The sequence below is a fragment of the Serratia sp. KG1D genome (assembly GCF_037150675.1).
In the GTDB taxonomy this organism is placed as follows: Bacteria; Pseudomonadota; Gammaproteobacteria; order Enterobacterales; family Enterobacteriaceae; genus Serratia; species Serratia nematodiphila.
Genome location: NZ_JBAGIH010000001.1, coordinates 2,341,520 through 2,356,420 on the forward strand (window position 1 = coordinate 2,341,520; position 14,901 = coordinate 2,356,420).

Below are 14,901 nucleotides of genomic sequence, written 5' to 3' on the forward strand. Positions count from 1 at the left end.
CCTGAGGCTAACCATGACAATAAATCCACAGCCCCTCGAAACGATCGAATTCGCCTCGCGCGATGAGATTGAAGCGTTGCAGTTGGCGCGTTTGAAGTGGACGCTGCACCACGCCTACAACAATGTGCCGATGTACAAGCGCAAGTTCGATCAGGCGGGCGTACACCCCGACGATCTTAAGCAGCTGAGCGATCTGGCGCGCTTCCCCTACACCACCAAGCAGGATCTGCGCGACAACTACCCGTTCGACACCTTCGCGGTGCCGATGGAGCAGGTGGTGCGCATCCACGCCTCCTCGGGCACCACCGGCCGCCCGACGGTGGTGGGCTACACCCAGCGCGACATCGATAACTGGGCCGATATCGTCGCCCGCTGCCTGCGTGCCGGCGGCGCCACCGCCAAAGACAAGGTGCACGTCGCCTACGGCTACGGCCTGTTCACCGGCGGCCTGGGGGCGCACTACGGCGCGGAGCGGCTCGGCGCGACGGTGATCCCGATGTCCGGCGGGCAGACGGAACGCCAGGCGCAGCTGATCCTCGACTTCAAACCCGACATCATCATGGTGACGCCGTCCTATTGCCTGACGCTGATCGACGAACTGGAGCGCAAGATGGGCGGCGACGCGCGCGGCTGTTCGCTGCGGCTCGGCGTGTTCGGCGCCGAACCCTGGACCGAAGCCCTGCGCCACGAAATCGAATCCCGCATGGGCATCAAGGCGCTGGATATTTATGGCCTGTCGGAAGTGATGGGGCCGGGCGTGGCGATGGAGTGTCTGGAAAGCGGCGGCGGCCCCACCATCTGGGAAGACCACTTCCTGCCGGAGATCATCTGCCCGGAGACCGGCGTCGCCCTGCCGGACGGCGAGCACGGCGAACTGGTGTTTACCACCCTGACCAAAGAGGCGCTGCCGGTGATCCGCTACCGCACTCGCGATCTCACCCGGCTGCTGCCGGGGGACGCGCGCCAGATGCGCCGCATGGGCAAGATCACCGGCCGCTCCGACGACATGCTGATCATCCGCGGCGTCAACGTCTTCCCGTCGCAGGTGGAAGAGCAGATCATGCAGTTCGAGCAGCTGTCGCCGCACTATCAGCTGCAGGTCAGCCGCAGCGGGCACCTGGACACGCTGGCGGTGCGCGTCGAGCTGAAAGAATCGGCGCTCAGCCTCAGCCACCAGCAGCGTTGCGACATCTGCCACCAGCTGCGCCACCACATCAAATCGATCGTGGGCGTCAGCACCGACGTCAGCATCGCCAACTGCGGCGATATCCCGCGCTCGGAAGGCAAGGCGCAGCGCGTGGTCGATCTGCGGCCACGCTGAGGCGCACGGCGTCACGGATGACGCCGCCCCAAATTATGTTAATGTTGTGGCTCATCGAAGGCTAACCCATGGAAAAATATGGAACATAAACTGGATGAGTTCATTCGCCACGCCGTCGACGCGCAGCCGATCAGCGGCACCTCGCTGATCATTTCGCTGTACGGCGACGCGCTCAGCCACCGCGGCGGCGAAGTGTGGCTCGGCAGCCTGAGCGCGCTGCTGGAGGCCTTCGGCTTCGGCGATCGTTTCGTGCGCACCTCGGTGTTCCGCCTGCAAAAAGAAGGTTGGCTGGCGGTGGAGAAAATCGGCCGCCGCAGCTTCTACCGCGTGACCGAGCAGGGGATGCGCCAGTTCCGCCACGCCGAATCGAAGATCTATCTGCGCGAGCAGCCCGCCTGGGACGGCAAGTGGGAGCTGCTGCTGCTGGAATGCGCCGAAAAAAACGCGCGCGCGCGGCTGAAAAAAGAGCTGGGCTGGCTCGGGTTCGGGCAGATCGCCAACAACCTGATGGCCGCCCCCACCCATGCGCAGACCGACGTGACGGCGCTGCTCGGCGAACTCAACGCCAGCGAACAGGTGATCTACTTTCGCGCCGATTACCCCTACAACCGCTCCGAGCAAACCCTGCAGAAACTGGTGGCCGACTGCTGGTCGCTCAGCGACGTGGCGGCCGGCTATCACGAGTTTATCGTCTCCTTCCGGCCACTGATGACGCTGTTGCGCGAAGTCGACCCGGCGGCGCTGACGCCGCTGCGCTGTTTCCAGATTAAGCTATTATTGATTCACTTCTTCCGTCGCGTGGTGTTGAAAGATCCGCTGCTGCCGGATGCGCTGCTGCCCGCGCAGTGGGAGGGCCAAATCGCCCGCAACCTGTGCATCAATCTCTACCAGCAGGTCGATCGCGCCGCGACGGACTACGTCAGCGCGCTGGCGGAGACCACCATCGGCGCCCTGCCCGCGCCGGCCGCCGGTTACTATCGGCGCTTCGGCGGCCTGCCGCGCGACCCTACATATTAAGGAGCTCACGCTATGCCTGTGTATCAGATTGACGGCCTGACGCCGGTCGTTGACCCCAGCAGTTACGTGCACCCGACGGCGGTGCTGATCGGTGACGTGATCGTCGGCAAACACGTGTATATCGGCCCGAACGCCAGCCTGCGCGGCGATTTTGGCCGCCTGGTGATTTGCGACGGCGCCAACATTCAGGACAACTGCGTGATGCACGGCTTCCCGCAGCAGGACACGGTGGTGGAAGAAGACGGCCATATCGGCCACGGCGCCATCCTGCACGGCTGCCGCATTCGCCGCAACGCGATGGTGGGCATGAACGCGGTGGTGATGGACGGCGCGGAGATCGGCGAGAACACCATCGTCGGCGCGATGGCGTTCGTCAAAGCCGCGGCGGTGATCGAAGCCAACAAGCTGGTGGTGGGCAGCCCGGCGCGCGTGCTGCGCGATCTGACCGAACAAGAGCTGGCCTGGAAGATTGCCGGCACCCGCGAGTATCAGGATCTGGTGCAGCGCTGCAAATCCTCGCTGCACGAAGTGGCGCCGCTGACCGAAATCGAACCGGGCCGCCAACGCCTGAGCTTCGGCGATCACCTGATCCCGAAAAGCCAGCTTTAATCCCCAGGGCTGAGGCGCGCCTCAGCCCCTCCCCGCATTACTCCACTTCCGGCGCCTTGAGCGGCGACGGCGCAGCCGCGCGGCGGCTCTGGAAGTGATAAGCTACCACCAGCAGCAGAGTGAACGGAATACCGAACCACAACGTCATGCGGAAAAATTCGGTAAACGCGGTCGAGATCATCAGCGCCGTCATCAGCCCGGCGCCCAGCAAGGTGGTATAGGGGAACCCCCACATGCGGAACTTCAGGTGAGTCTGCCGATGCCGGCGGCGGAAAAACAGGTGGGTGACAAAAATCATCAGCCAGGTAAAGCAGGCGCCATACACCGAAATAGACATCATGGCGGCAAACGACGTTTCCGGCGCCACCAGGCTCAGCACGATAGACACCACGATGCCGATGCATGACATCGCCAGCGCATTGACCGGAATGCCGCGTCGGCTGACGCGCCCCAACGCCGCCGGCGCCTGCCCGGCGCGCGACAGCGAGAACATCATGCGGGTGGTGATATACAGCTGGCTGTTCATCGCCGACAACGCCGCCACCAGCACGATAAAGTTGAAAATACCGGCGGCGGCGGGCAAATGGATCACGTTCATCGCCATCAGGAACGGGCTTTCGCCGGTGCCGGACTGGCGCCAGGGCACGATGGCCAGCATCAGGGCGATCGACAGCATGTAGAAGATGAACAGCCGCACGATGGTGCCCTTGAACGCCGCCTTCACCGCAATCACCGGATTCTTTGCCTCGCCGGCGGCCACCGCGATCATTTCAATGCTCAGGTAGCTGAAGATGGACACGATCACCGCAAACCACATGCCCTTGACGCCAAACGGCATGAAGCCGCCGGCGGTCAGGTTGCGCAGGCCGTAGGCCGGGTTGCCCGAGAATGCCAAAATGCCGATGCCGATCAAAATAAACGCCACGATCGCCGTCACTTTGACGGTGGACAGCGCGTATTCCACCTGGCCGAACGACTTCACGCCGATCACGTTGACGACGATCACCGCCGCCGAGAACAGCAGCACCCACGGCCAGGTCGGCGTCGCCGGGAACCAGAACTGCATGTACATGCCGATGGCGGTGACTTCGGTGCCCACCGCCAACACCACGCAGGACCAGTAAGAATAACGCACCAGAAAACCGAACAGCGGGCCGAGATAGAATTCGGCGTAGTCGCCGAACGAACCAGGCGTCGGGTGTTCGGAGGTCATTTCCGCCAGGCTGCCCATCAGCAGCAGCGCAATGACGCCGCCGATCAGGTAGCTCAGCAATACCGACGGCCCCGCCATCTGAATGGCGTAGGCGCTGCCGAGAAACAGCCCGGTGCCGATGGCGCCGCCGATCGCCAGCATCGACATCTGCCCGGCGGTAAGATGCTTGTTCAACCCGCCCTGGCGGCGGGCGATATGCTCAAAATCATTCATCTGTGGCATGGCTGGGTTCCCGAGCGGAGTTAGGCGGTGCGAGTGACGTCGAGGATCGCGGCGGTCACATAGTCGATGTTGCCGGGGTTAAGCCCCGGCAGACACATGCGGCCGGGCGAGACCAGATAGATGGCGTAGCGCTGCCGCAGGGTCTGCAACTGCGCTTCGTTCAGGCCGGTATAGCTGAACATGCCGCGCTGCTCGCGAATGCGCCGGTGGTCCAGCGAAGAGCCGCCCTGCGCCAGCCCGGCGGCCAGCTGTTCACGCATTTGCTTGATGCGCGAGCGCATTTCCGCCAGCTCATTGCGCCAAAGCCGGCCGAGTTCGGCGTCGCCGAGCAGGGTTTCCACGATCTGGCTGCCGTGCGTCGGCGGGCAGGAGTAGCTGCGGCGGATCAGCGTTTTTAACGCCCCTTTGACGTTGGCGGCATTTTCCGCATCGGCGCAGCGCACCGACAGCGCGCCCAGACGCTGGCCGTACAGCGCGACGTTTTTGGAAAACGAGTTGCAGACCAAAAACGGCAGATCGGTTTTCAGCGCTTCGCGCAATGCAAAGCAGTCCTCCTCCAGCCCATCGCCGAAGCCCTGATAGGCGATGTCGAACAGCGGCAGCAGGTTACGCCGCTGCAGCACGGCGAGCGTGGCGCGCCACTGCTCCGCCGTCAGATCGGTGCCGGTCGGGTTATGGCAGCAAGGATGCAGCAGGACTACGCTGCCGGGCGACAGGCTGTCCAACGCGTCGAGCATGGCGGCGAAACGCAGGCCGCCCGCCGATTCATCAAAGTAGGGATAGGTATTCACCCGCAGCCCGGCGCCTTCGAAAATCGCCCAGTGATTGGCCCAGGTGGGATCGGACACCCAAATTTCACCGCGCGCCAGAAAGTGGCGCAAAAAATCCGCCGCCAGCTTCAACGCGCCGGAGCCGCCGACGGTCTGCACCGTGGCGATCTCGGCCGCCTGTTGTTCACCGAACAGCAGCGTCTGCACCTGGCGAGCGAACTGCGGCGAACCTTCGATCGGCGGATAACCGTGCGGGCGACGCAGCGCCAGCAACCGCTGCTCGGCGGCCTCAACCGCCTGCATCAGCGGAATATTCCCCTGCCGATCGTAATAGAGCCCAATGCCTAAATTCACTTTGTTCGGATTGTGATCCTGCAAATAGGCTTCCATCAGCGACATAATAGGATCGGCGGCGGAAGGTGCAATCTGTTTAAACATGACGCATCCTTAACTCGTTATTGAATTAATATGAAGACTGACTTAAGAAGAAATTAAATCAGGCGATGGCGCTGACGGTAATTTCTATTTTCATTCCCGGCACCACCAATTTTTCGACAATGACCGTGGAGCGATTGGGATAAGGATAATTAAAGTATTTCCGGTAAATATCATCGAGTAATTTAACGTCGTTGACGTCGGTGAGATACACGATCACCTGCATCACCTTATCGCTGTGGCTGCCCGCCGCTTCCAGCGTCTGCGCCAGGTTATCGAAGGTCAGCGTAATCTGTCGCTCCGGCGCGCCGGTCTCGATGCTGCCGTCCGCCCGCACCGGGCCGTGAGCGGTAAACAGCATGCCGCCGCCCCGGGTGGCCCAGGAAAAAGGCTGGCCGATCTCCGGCAGCCCGGTCTCTACGATCTCGCGCATGTCAGTGGTTCCCGTGGTGGTTAAGTTGGTGAAGCAGCGCGCCGTCGGCGGCGAACAACGCATCCAGAATGGTAAAATGATTGGCGCCGGGCACCGCGACCAGATCGGCCGGCAGCCCACGTTGGCGCAGCGCCGCATGATAGTGTTGCGACTGACCTCTCAGTTCCGGCAGCTCCAATGCGCCGTAATACAGCGTAAGCGGTTTGCCGCGCGTCGGCAGGCGGCGCGCCGGGCTAAGCGTTTCAATTTGCCGCGCGCTCAGCTGCAGCGCCCGATTGACATAGCTTTGTTGCAACGGCGCCAGCTCGAACAGGCCGCTGATGGGAAAGACGGCATCCACCAACGCATGCTGCTGCCAGAGCGCCGCCAGATGCCCGCCGGCGGAATGGCCGCACAGATAAACCGGATGGGCGTAGTGCGGCGGCAGGCGGCGCTGAATGGCATCCAGCGCCATCCCGATCTGTCGGCATATTTCGTCGAGATCCACCGCGGGCGCCAGCGCATATTCCACCAGCACCACGTCAAAACCCAACGCCAACGGCCCGGCGGCGATAAAGGCGAAATCCGCCTTATCGCAGAATTGCCAATAGCCGCCGTGAATAAAAATTAACGTCCCCTGATGCTGCTTGGCAGAATAGAGCCAATCCAATGTTTCTCGTTCGCCGTTGCCATAAGCAATATTATTTTCATGGCGCGTCTGTTTATAAACAGACGCGCTGCGAGTTTGAAATGAAGTCAAAATAGCCGCTTCATTATCCACCGTGGCGCCGTTATCATAACTCCCCGCAAGTGGTTTCATATATTAAACTTCGTTTATTATTTAAAATGTAAATTAACTATTAGCACCGGCAAAATTATTGTCAAGACGGGCGCATCAGCAATGCGCGCCCGGTAAAATAAAACCTGATGAATAATGAAAAAGTTTAACCCATGAAACTTTTTGCGCTTATTTCCCCCGCCCGTCCGGCTGAATTTGCGGCAAGGCGCTGAGCCGTTCAAATGCATAATCCCAAAAGGCGCGCACCTTCAGCGGCATGTGCTGCGCCTGCTGCGCCACCAGCTGTACCGGCATCGGCAACGGCTCATGATCCGTCAACAGCCGCACCAGCGTACCGGCGGCCAAATCGTCCGCCACCTGATACGAGAGCAACCGGGCGACGCCCTTGCCGGCGCGCACCGCCAGCAGTTGCGCTTCCACGTCGTTGAGCAACAGCCGGGGAGCCAATCGCACGCGCTCGCCGTTTTCCTGCGGGCCGAAGCGCCATTCGCGCAGCGACGGCCGCTGGGTGCCGACGATGGTGGCATGCTCCGCCAGCTGCGCCGGCGATCGCGGCTCGCCGCAGCGCGCCAGGTAATCCGGGCTGGCGACCGTCACCCGGCTGACCTGCCCCAGCCGCCGCGCCACGCGGGAAGAGTCCTGCAGATGACCGATGCGCACCGCGATATCCAACCCTTCGTCAATCAGATCGAGATTGCGATCGTTCAACACCATTTCGATCTGCATCTGCGGGTAGTCATCGAGAAACGCCATCACCACCGGCGCCACGTAGCGGCGGCCGAACTGCACCGGCGAAGTAACGCGCAGCAAGCCGCTCAGCTGTGCTTCGGCGGTATCCTGCACCACCGCCTGATAATCCTGCAGCAGCTGTTGCGCGCGCTCCAACAGCCGCGCGCCCGCTTCGGTAGGCGCCAGCCGCCGGGTGGTGCGCTCCACCAATCGGGTGCCAAAACGCTGTTCCAGTGCGGCGATCGCCCGGGTGATCGCCGGCGCCGAACGCCGCAGTTTGCGCCCGGCCGCCGCCAGGCTGCCCTGCTGCACCACCGCCACGAAGATGGCCAACTCGTCTAGCCGATCCATAGATTCTTCCGAAAAGTGAAATTATCAATTTCCACATTGCCGGATTTCGTTCGTTCAACGCAAGAGTATGCTGACAAAAAGCACTGAGGAGAAACGCCATGTCCACCATCACACTCTACGGCACCCCGCTTTCCGGCCACGTTCACCGCGTAGCGTTGTTGCTGCGCATGCTGGCGCAGCCCTATGCATGGGTCGAAGCCTCGGCGGAGGTGCGGCAGAGCGCAGCCTTTCGCCGGCTCAACCCGTTAGGCCAGATCCCGGTCTTGCAGGACGGCGATCTGACGCTGGCCGACAGCAACGCCATTCTGGTCTATCTGGTGAAACGCTATGCGCCGGACAGCCACTGGCTGCCGGAACAGCCGGCCGCGGCGGCGCGGGTGCAGGCCTGGCTTTCCAAAGCCGCCGGTGAAGTTCGCTACGGCCCGGCCTCTTGCCGATTGATCGCCCAGTTCGCGGTGCCGGAGGACTATCAGGCGGCGCGGGCGGTCAGCGATCGTTTCCTGCCGCAGATGGAACAGCATCTGAGCGAGCGGGACTACCTGGCCAGCGAACACCCGACCATCGCCGATCTGGCCTGCCACAGCTACGTGGCGGTCGCGGCCGAAGGCGGCATTTCGCTGGCGCCTTACCCTGCGATACGTCGCTGGGCGGCGCGCATCGCTGCACTGCCCGGCTTCTTTGCCATGCCGGCCCTGCCGGAACCGGCGGGGAACTGACGCCATGATCCCGCAACTGTTCCATCCCGATGAGCTGCGCGCGCAGACGCTGGCCGGGTTTGGCGGCGTAGGCGGTGGCATCTACCCTGCGATGCCGGATCAGCACCGCGCGTTTTTCGCCGCGCTGCCCTACCTGTTCGTCGCTACGCTGGATGAACAAGGCTGGCCGATCGCCACCCTGTTCACCGGCCCGCCCGGATTTTTACGCACGCCGGACGACACGCACCTGCGTATCAGCGCACCGCGTCGCAGCGACGATCCCGCCCAGGCGCTGTTGCTGCCCGGCAAACCGGTCGGCGCGCTCGGGCTGGATTTCAGCAACCGGCGGCGCAACCGCGCCAACGGCACCGTCGGCCGCACCGACAAAAACCGGGTGGAGATCGTCGTTCAGCAAAGCTTCGGCAACTGCCCGCAGTACATTCAACGCCGCGAACTCTACCCGGTGGACAGCCGGCCGCAGCCGGTTGAGCATTTAGCCTCGCTCGATGCGGCGGCGCAGGCGCTGATCCGCGCCGCGGACACCTGCTTCGTCGCCAGCTGCGCGCATCTGGCGCTGGCGCAGGGCGGCGTGGATATTTCCCATCGCGGCGGCCGCCCCGGCTTTATCCACCTGGAAGGTGACACGCTGTGGATGCCGGACTTTCGCGGTAACCGCTACATGAACACGTTGGGCAATCTGCTGGCCGAACCGCGGGCGGCGCTGCTGTTCATCGATTTTGAACGCGGTGACGTGCTGCATCTGCAGGGGGAAACGCAGATCCTCTGGCAAGCGCAGGGGCATCCCGGCGTTGAAGGCGCAGAGCGCTATTGGCGGTTTGACGTTCGCCGCGCCTGGCGTTTTACGGCGGCGTTGCCGTGGCGGGGGCGTAATCTGGAGTATTCGCCGGCGACGCTGGCGACCGGGGTGTGGCAGCGCTGAAATGAAAAGCCCCGCTGCGGCGGGGCTGGATCGGAAATTACAGGCTGTGTTCGGCCGCCGATGCGGCCTGATAAAGCTGACGAAAATAATTCAACCGCGCAAAGAACAGGCGGCTTTGCTGCTCCGACATATTGCCGGCCACCTGCCCGGCGTCAATCTGCCGCCCTTGCCATTCCATCAGGGCGATGCTCGACGCCAAAAAATCCATTTCGCTGCCGTAGGCCGCGAGATGTCTGTCCACTGATTTCATCATTCGCACACTCCTTTTAATTACATCGAAAAGGGTCATATGCCTGCTCTTTCAGTATCGGCCCGGTGAAGGATATTTTTTGTACAGAAGGTGCGCATAAAGAAAACCACCATCTTGTTGCCGCGTGGGCAAACGGCGGCGGCAAAATTTGCTAGGGTAAAGGGAGCCGTATGGGATAGACCACTCTGTTGAACTCAGCAAAGGAAGAGACTCATGAGCACCAGTATCTGCGCTACCCTCAAGGATCCCACGCTGTTCCGCGAGGCCAACTACATCGACGGGCAATGGTTGCCGGCCCAGGAAGGCCGTTCGATCGCCATTCATAATCCCGCCAACGGCGAACGGATCGGCCACGTACCGGCCTTCGGCGCCGAAGAAACCGCACGCGCCATCGCCGCCGCCAAAAAAGCGCTGCCCGCCTGGCGCGCATTGACCGCCAAAGAGCGCGCCGGCAAGCTGCGGCGGCTGTTTGAGTTGATGATGGAAAATCAGGAAGATCTGGCGCGCATCATGACGGCGGAACAGGGTAAACCGCTGGCCGAAAGCCGCGGTGAAATCGCCTATGCCGCCTCCTTTATCGAATGGTTCGCCGAGGAAGGCAAGCGGGTGTATGGCGACACAATTCCACAGCCCCAGGCCGGTCGCCGCATCATCGTGCAAAAAGAGCCGATCGGCGTGTTCGCCGCCATCACCCCGTGGAACTTCCCGGCGGCGATGATCACCCGCAAAGCCGGCCCCGGCTGGGCCGCAGGCTGCACCGGGGTGATCCGCCCCGCCAGCCAGACCCCGTTCTCGGCGCTGGCGATCGCCGTGCTGGCGGAGCGCGCCGGGCTGCCCGCCGGGGTATGCAACGTGATAACAGGCCCCAGCAAAGGCATCGGCGGCGAACTCACCGCCAACCCGGACGTGCGCAAACTCTCCTTCACCGGCAGCACCGAAGTCGGTGCGCAGCTGCTGGCCCAGTGTGCGCCCACCATCAAGAAAACCAGCATGGAGCTGGGCGGCAACGCGCCGTTTATCGTGTTTGACGACGCCGATCTGGACGCCGCCGTGGCCGGCGCTGTCGCCTCGAAATACCGCAACGCCGGCCAGACCTGCGTCTGCACCAACCGTTTTCTGGTGCAGGACGGCGTATACGATGCCTTCGCAGCCAAACTGAAAGCCGCCGTCGCCAAGCTGAAAGTCGGCAACGGCCTGGATGACGGCGTCACCATCGGCCCGTTGATTAACCCGGACGCGGTGGAAAAAGTGCGCGAGCATATCGCCGACGCCGTCGAGCACGGCGCCTCGGTGCTGCTGGGCGGCAAGCCTGACGCGCTGGGCGGCAATTTCTTCACCCCGACTATCCTGACCGATGTGCCGCGCACGGCGAAAATCTTCCGCGAGGAGACGTTCGGCCCGGTGGCGCCCCTGATCCGCTTCAGCCAGGAGGCCGACGCCGTCGAACTGGCCAACGACACGCCGTTCGGCCTGGCCGCTTACTTCTACAGCCGCGACATAGGCCGAGTGATGCGCGTGGCCGAAGCGCTGGAGTACGGCATTGTCGGCATCAACGAAGGGTTGATTTCCACCGAGGTGGCGCCGTTCGGCGGCATGAAACACTCCGGTTTGGGCCGCGAAGGATCAAAATACGGCATCGAGGACTATCTCGAAATCAAATACCTGTGCCTTGGCGGCGTGGATGCCTGATGCGTTCGGCCCCCGCACCTGCGGGGGCCATACCTGGCGGAGCCGGCAAGCCTTTGCTACCTTTAGGCATCTCTTTCAAGCGGTTAAAAGGAATTTCCCCTATGCAGCCTACCTCGGTGCACCTGCCCGGCTTTTACGTCGCCGGCCAAACGGTCAGAACCACCAACCAGAACGAAACCCAAGCCGAAACGGCAAAGATTCCCGCGCTGTGGTCGGATTTTTTCGCTACCTCGCCCGCCCTGCCGGTATACGGGGTCTATTCCAATTACGCTTCCGACGCCAGCGGGCCGTTTGACGTCACCGCCGGCAGTGAGGCACAGAGCGGTTTGCACATCCAACCCGGCCGCTATCTGGTCTTCTCCGCCCGTGGCGCGATGCCGGCGGCGGTCATCGCAAGCTGGCAGCGCATCTGGGCCTACTTCGAACAACACCCTGAGATCGAACGCCGCTTCCTGACCGACTTCGAAGCCTATACCGGCCCCGACGCGGTCGATATCCACATCGGCTGCCGCTAACGCGACAATGAGGTCAACGATGATCGCCTTCTCGCCCGCCATTCCGATCCTGCGTATCTTTTCGGTCGACAAGGCCAAAGAGTTTTACCTGGATTTTCTCGGTTTCACGCTGGAATGGGAGCACCGTTTCAGCGAAGACCTGCCGCTGTACATGCAGATTGCCCGCGCCGGGCTGACGCTGCACCTGAGCGAACACTACGGCGACAGCACGCCCGGCGCCGCCATTTTCATTCCGATGCAGGACATCGATGCGCTGCACCGGGAGCTCACGGCCAAAAACTACCGCTATGCACGGCCGGGCCTGGAGATTGTCGATTGGGGCAAGGAACTGAACCTCACCGATCCGTTCGGCAACCGCCTGCGGTTCTGCGAACAGAACCGCAGGTCCTGAGCGCCGTTATTGCCGGTACTCCGCCTCGCTGACCGGCTCCAGCCAGGTCACCGGAGTGCCGTCCAGCGCTTCGGCGATGGCGATATGAGTCATGGCGGAGTCCGGCGTCGCACCGTGCCAGTGTTTGACGCCAGCCGGGATCCAGACGATATCGCCGGGGTGCATTTCCTGCGTGGCCTCGCCCCACATCTGGATCCAACCGCGCCCCTGAGTGACGATCAGCGTCTGGCCGAGCGGATGCGTATGCCAGGCCGTGCGGGCGCCGGGCTCAAAGGTGACGGTTGCGCCGCCCACTCTGGCCGGCGCTTCGCCGGCGAACGGCGCGTCGATGCGCACCTGCCCGGTAAAATAATCCGCCGAACCGCGCTGTGATGGGATCGAACCGCTGCGTTGTATTTTCATCTGTTTTATCCTCCGCGCCGGCTCTCACAACCGGCGCTGATAGTCATAAGTGAGTGATGCCAAGATAGCGCCATGCTTTTCCGCCGACTAGCGGGTAAAATGCGCAAGGAGCTATGAGCTGAATTCATAAATCTACGCGCGGCCGCGCCCTAACCTTGCTCTTCGGTGCCGATATGTTGAAAGAAAACGTTAACGACCTGATCGCTTTCCTGATGGTGGCCAGAGAACGCAGCTTCACCAAAGCGGCGGCGCAGCTTGGCGTTTCCCAATCAGCGCTCAGCCACGCTATACGCGGGCTGGAAGAGCGCCTGGCGCTGCGCTTGCTCACGCGCACCACCCGCAGTGTCGCCCCTACAGAGGCCGGTGAGCGGCTGCTCAACAGTATCGGTCCGCGCTTTGCGGAGATAGAAAACGCGCTGAACGCGCTGGGTGAAATGCGCGATCGCCCGGCCGGCAACATCCGCATTACCGCCGGCGAACACGCGGTGGATGCGGTGCTGTGGCCGGTGCTGCGCACTTTCCTCATCGATTACCCGGACATCAACGTGGAAATCACCGTCGACAATAGTCTGGCCGACATCGTCGCCGGGCGTTTCGACGCCGGCATCCGGCTGGGGGAACAGGTGGCGAAGGACATGATCGCGGTGCGCATCGGGCCGGACATGCGCATGGTGGCCGTCGCCTCCCCGGCCTATTTCGCCCGTCACGGCCTCCCCGCCACGCCGCAGGCATTACAAAACCACCGTTGCATCAACATGCGTTTGCCCACCCTCGGCGGGCTGTACGCCTGGGAATTTGCCCGCGATGGCCGGGAGATCAAAGTACGTGTGGAGGGGCAACTGACCTTCAACAGCCTGCGCCAGCGGATCGACGCTGCGCAGCTCGGCCTCGGTATCGCCTTTGTGCCGGAAGACAGCGTCGCCGAGCCGTTGGCCGACGGGCGGTTGCAGATGGCGCTGGACGACTGGTGCCCGCCGTTTCCCGGTTATTACCTCTATTATCCAAGCCGCAGGCAACACACCACCGCCTTTGCGCTGCTGATTGAGGCGTTGCGGCGCGGGGCTTAACGCCCGACGTTTTTCTGCAGATGCGCCGGGTAACGATCGCCGATCACGTCGATAGCGGAGAGCACGCGCTCAATCTCGCCCAGTTCGTCCGCCGCCAACACCACCGACGCCGCCGCGAGGTTCTCTTGCAGCCGATGACGCTTGGTGGTTCCCGGGATTGGCACGATCCACGGCTGTTGCGCCAACAGCCAGGCCAAGGCGATCTGCGCCGACGTCACGTCCTTGCGCTGCGCTATCTGCCCCAGCACGCTCACCAGCGCCTGATTGGCCCGGCGCGCTTCGGCGCTGAAGCGCGGCACCAGGTTGCGAAAATCGCCGCTGTCAAAGGCGGTGTCTTCGGTGATGGCGCCGGTGAGAAAGCCCTTGCCGAGCGGGCTGAACGGCACCAGACCGATGCCCAGTTCCGCCAGCGTCGGCAAGATTTCACGCTCCGGCTCGCGCCACCATAGCGAATATTCGCTTTGCAGCGCCGTAATCGGCTGCACCGCATGGGCTCGCCGGATGGTTTGCGCTCCGGCTTCCGACAAGCCGAAGTACTTCACTTTCCCTTCGCGAATCAGTTGCTGCACCGTACCGGCCACCTCCTCGATAGGCACTTCGGGATCGACGCGATGTTGATACAGCAAATCGATCGTCTCTACCCGCAGGCGCTTCAACGAACCTTCCACCGCCCGGCGAATATGCTCCGGACGGCTGTTCAACACCTGTTGCCCCGCCGGCTGCGGCAGATCGAAACCGAACTTGGTGGCGATGACGACCCGATCGCGCACCGGCGCCAGCGCTTCGCCCAACAATTCCTCGTTGGTGAACGGACCATAAATCTCGGCGGTATCGAAGAACGTCACGCCCTCGTCAACCGCGGCGCGGATCAGATCGATCGCCTGCCGTTTGTCGGTGGCCGGGCCGTAGCCAAAACTCAGCCCCATACAGCCCAGACCCAACGCCGAGACTTCCAGCCCTTCGCGCCCTAACTTGCGTGTTTGCATCTTCACTCTCCCACTGAATGATACCGGCTCCGCCTGACGCGGCGCCGCTCCGGTGTGGTGACTGTAAAAGGCGGCTGCCGCCATGACT

At 62.6% G+C, this 14,901-nt stretch carries 17 protein-coding genes; 9 read left to right on the top strand and 8 right to left on the bottom strand.

All coding sequences use genetic code 11. From position 1 onward, the window contains the following. Positions 1-13: 13 nt before the first annotated feature. From paaK to paaY, 3 genes are all read left to right on the top strand, one after another. Positions 14-1,321, top strand: coding sequence for a phenylacetate--CoA ligase PaaK (gene paaK / locus WFM45_RS11430; protein ID WP_015378357.1), 1,308 nt, complete (start codon positions 14-16; stop codon positions 1,319-1,321). Between the two features lie 78 nt (positions 1,322-1,399). Beyond that, complete coding sequence (gene paaX, locus WFM45_RS11435; protein ID WP_033632684.1) at positions 1,400-2,338, top strand: phenylacetic acid degradation operon negative regulatory protein PaaX; 939 nt, start codon at positions 1,400-1,402, stop codon at positions 2,336-2,338. 12 nt (positions 2,339-2,350) lie between these two features. Then, positions 2,351-2,947: a phenylacetic acid degradation protein PaaY gene (gene paaY, locus WFM45_RS11440; protein ID WP_021505794.1), complete on the top strand. Its 597-nt coding sequence runs from the start codon at positions 2,351-2,353 to the stop codon at positions 2,945-2,947. A 37-nt stretch (positions 2,948-2,984) separates the two neighbouring features. On the opposite strand, the gene WFM45_RS11445 is transcribed toward paaY, so the two are convergent. From WFM45_RS11445 to WFM45_RS11465, 5 genes are all read right to left on the bottom strand, one after another. Further along, positions 2,985-4,382: an amino acid permease gene (locus tag WFM45_RS11445; RefSeq protein ID WP_021505795.1), complete on the bottom strand. Its 1,398-nt coding sequence runs from the start codon at positions 4,380-4,382 to the stop codon at positions 2,985-2,987. Positions 4,383-4,402: 20 nt separating this feature from the next. Then, positions 4,403-5,590, bottom strand: coding sequence for an amino acid aminotransferase (locus WFM45_RS11450; protein ID WP_274850301.1), 1,188 nt, complete (start codon positions 5,588-5,590; stop codon positions 4,403-4,405). Positions 5,591-5,648: 58 nt separating this feature from the next. Further along, complete coding sequence (locus tag WFM45_RS11455; protein WP_082996646.1) at positions 5,649-6,020, bottom strand: RidA family protein; 372 nt, start codon at positions 6,018-6,020, stop codon at positions 5,649-5,651. Position 6,021: 1 nt separating this feature from the next. Beyond that, positions 6,022-6,819, bottom strand: a complete 798-nt coding sequence (locus WFM45_RS11460) for an alpha/beta hydrolase (RefSeq protein ID WP_048324116.1) — start codon at positions 6,817-6,819, stop codon at positions 6,022-6,024. A gap of 147 nt (positions 6,820-6,966) precedes the next feature. Next, positions 6,967-7,878, bottom strand: coding sequence for a LysR family transcriptional regulator (locus WFM45_RS11465; protein ID WP_033632680.1), 912 nt, complete (start codon positions 7,876-7,878; stop codon positions 6,967-6,969). 98 nt (positions 7,879-7,976) lie between these two features. On the opposite strand from WFM45_RS11465, the gene WFM45_RS11470 reads away from it, so the two are divergent. Next, positions 7,977-8,594, top strand: coding sequence for a glutathione S-transferase family protein (locus WFM45_RS11470; protein ID WP_033632679.1), 618 nt, complete (start codon positions 7,977-7,979; stop codon positions 8,592-8,594). A gap of 4 nt (positions 8,595-8,598) precedes the next feature. Next, complete coding sequence (locus WFM45_RS11475; protein ID WP_336955622.1) at positions 8,599-9,513, top strand: pyridoxamine 5'-phosphate oxidase family protein; 915 nt, start codon at positions 8,599-8,601, stop codon at positions 9,511-9,513. Positions 9,514-9,550: 37 nt separating this feature from the next. Here WFM45_RS11475 and WFM45_RS11480 read toward each other — a convergent pair whose 3' ends face one another. Beyond that, positions 9,551-9,766, bottom strand: a complete 216-nt coding sequence (locus tag WFM45_RS11480) for a glycogen synthase (RefSeq protein WP_004935234.1) — start codon at positions 9,764-9,766, stop codon at positions 9,551-9,553. A 210-nt stretch (positions 9,767-9,976) separates the two neighbouring features. Between WFM45_RS11480 and gabD the strand changes: the two genes are divergently transcribed. The 3 genes from gabD (at position 9,977) to WFM45_RS11495 (ending at position 12,358) form a co-directional block, all read left to right on the top strand. Further along, a complete protein-coding gene (gene gabD, locus WFM45_RS11485; protein ID WP_015378365.1) occupies positions 9,977-11,452 on the top strand; it encodes an NADP-dependent succinate-semialdehyde dehydrogenase in 1,476 nt (491 codons plus the stop codon). A 101-nt stretch (positions 11,453-11,553) separates the two neighbouring features. Continuing rightward, on the top strand, positions 11,554-11,967 hold the full coding sequence (locus WFM45_RS11490; protein WP_085336725.1) for a GyrI-like domain-containing protein: 414 nt from the start codon (positions 11,554-11,556) through the stop codon (positions 11,965-11,967). A 22-nt stretch (positions 11,968-11,989) separates the two neighbouring features. Further along, positions 11,990-12,358 carry a glyoxalase/bleomycin resistance/extradiol dioxygenase family protein gene (locus WFM45_RS11495; RefSeq protein ID WP_025159860.1) on the top strand — a complete coding sequence of 123 codons (369 nt, stop codon included), beginning with the start codon at positions 11,990-11,992 and terminating at the stop codon, positions 12,356-12,358. Positions 12,359-12,364: 6 nt separating this feature from the next. Here the strand turns inward: WFM45_RS11495 and WFM45_RS11500 are convergent, their stop codons facing one another. Beyond that, positions 12,365-12,760, bottom strand: a complete 396-nt coding sequence (locus tag WFM45_RS11500; protein WP_015378368.1) for a (R)-mandelonitrile lyase — start codon at positions 12,758-12,760, stop codon at positions 12,365-12,367. 173 nt (positions 12,761-12,933) lie between these two features. Here WFM45_RS11500 and WFM45_RS11505 point away from each other — a divergent pair, with 173 nt between their 5' ends. Further along, positions 12,934-13,827: a LysR family transcriptional regulator gene (locus WFM45_RS11505; RefSeq protein ID WP_048325047.1), complete on the top strand. Its 894-nt coding sequence runs from the start codon at positions 12,934-12,936 to the stop codon at positions 13,825-13,827. Here the strand turns inward: WFM45_RS11505 and WFM45_RS11510 are convergent. After that, the gene (locus tag WFM45_RS11510) at positions 13,824-14,813 is read right to left on the bottom strand and encodes an aldo/keto reductase (protein ID WP_049278899.1); all 990 of its coding nucleotides are present in this window, start codon (positions 14,811-14,813) and stop codon (positions 13,824-13,826) included. The two genes, WFM45_RS11505 and WFM45_RS11510, sit on opposite strands and share 4 nt — an antisense overlap. Positions 14,814-14,901: the final 88 nt, after the last annotated feature.

What these genes read in the sequence shown, in the direction of transcription:
- WFM45_RS11455 (WP_082996646.1), bottom strand. Translation starts at nt 6,020, where the DNA reads ATGCGCGAGATCGTAGAGACCGGGCTGCCGGAGATCGGCCAGCCTTTT.
- paaY (WP_021505794.1), top strand. Translation starts at nt 2,351, where the DNA reads ATGCCTGTGTATCAGATTGACGGCCTGACGCCGGTCGTTGACCCCAGC.
- WFM45_RS11460 (WP_048324116.1), bottom strand. Translation starts at nt 6,819, where the DNA reads ATGAAACCACTTGCGGGGAGTTATGATAACGGCGCCACGGTGGATAAT.
- paaX (WP_033632684.1), top strand. Translation starts at nt 1,400, where the DNA reads ATGGAACATAAACTGGATGAGTTCATTCGCCACGCCGTCGACGCGCAG.
- paaK (WP_015378357.1), top strand. Translation starts at nt 14, where the DNA reads ATGACAATAAATCCACAGCCCCTCGAAACGATCGAATTCGCCTCGCGC.
- WFM45_RS11490 (WP_085336725.1), top strand. Translation starts at nt 11,554, where the DNA reads ATGCAGCCTACCTCGGTGCACCTGCCCGGCTTTTACGTCGCCGGCCAA.
- WFM45_RS11500 (WP_015378368.1), bottom strand. Translation starts at nt 12,760, where the DNA reads ATGAAAATACAACGCAGCGGTTCGATCCCATCACAGCGCGGTTCGGCG.
- WFM45_RS11505 (WP_048325047.1), top strand. Translation starts at nt 12,934, where the DNA reads ATGTTGAAAGAAAACGTTAACGACCTGATCGCTTTCCTGATGGTGGCC.
- WFM45_RS11445 (WP_021505795.1), bottom strand. Translation starts at nt 4,382, where the DNA reads ATGCCACAGATGAATGATTTTGAGCATATCGCCCGCCGCCAGGGCGGG.
- WFM45_RS11480 (WP_004935234.1), bottom strand. Translation starts at nt 9,766, where the DNA reads ATGATGAAATCAGTGGACAGACATCTCGCGGCCTACGGCAGCGAAATG.
- WFM45_RS11475 (WP_336955622.1), top strand. Translation starts at nt 8,599, where the DNA reads ATGATCCCGCAACTGTTCCATCCCGATGAGCTGCGCGCGCAGACGCTG.
- WFM45_RS11465 (WP_033632680.1), bottom strand. Translation starts at nt 7,878, where the DNA reads ATGGATCGGCTAGACGAGTTGGCCATCTTCGTGGCGGTGGTGCAGCAG.
- WFM45_RS11450 (WP_274850301.1), bottom strand. Translation starts at nt 5,590, where the DNA reads ATGTTTAAACAGATTGCACCTTCCGCCGCCGATCCTATTATGTCGCTG.
- WFM45_RS11470 (WP_033632679.1), top strand. Translation starts at nt 7,977, where the DNA reads ATGTCCACCATCACACTCTACGGCACCCCGCTTTCCGGCCACGTTCAC.
- gabD (WP_015378365.1), top strand. Translation starts at nt 9,977, where the DNA reads ATGAGCACCAGTATCTGCGCTACCCTCAAGGATCCCACGCTGTTCCGC.
- WFM45_RS11510 (WP_049278899.1), bottom strand. Translation starts at nt 14,813, where the DNA reads ATGCAAACACGCAAGTTAGGGCGCGAAGGGCTGGAAGTCTCGGCGTTG.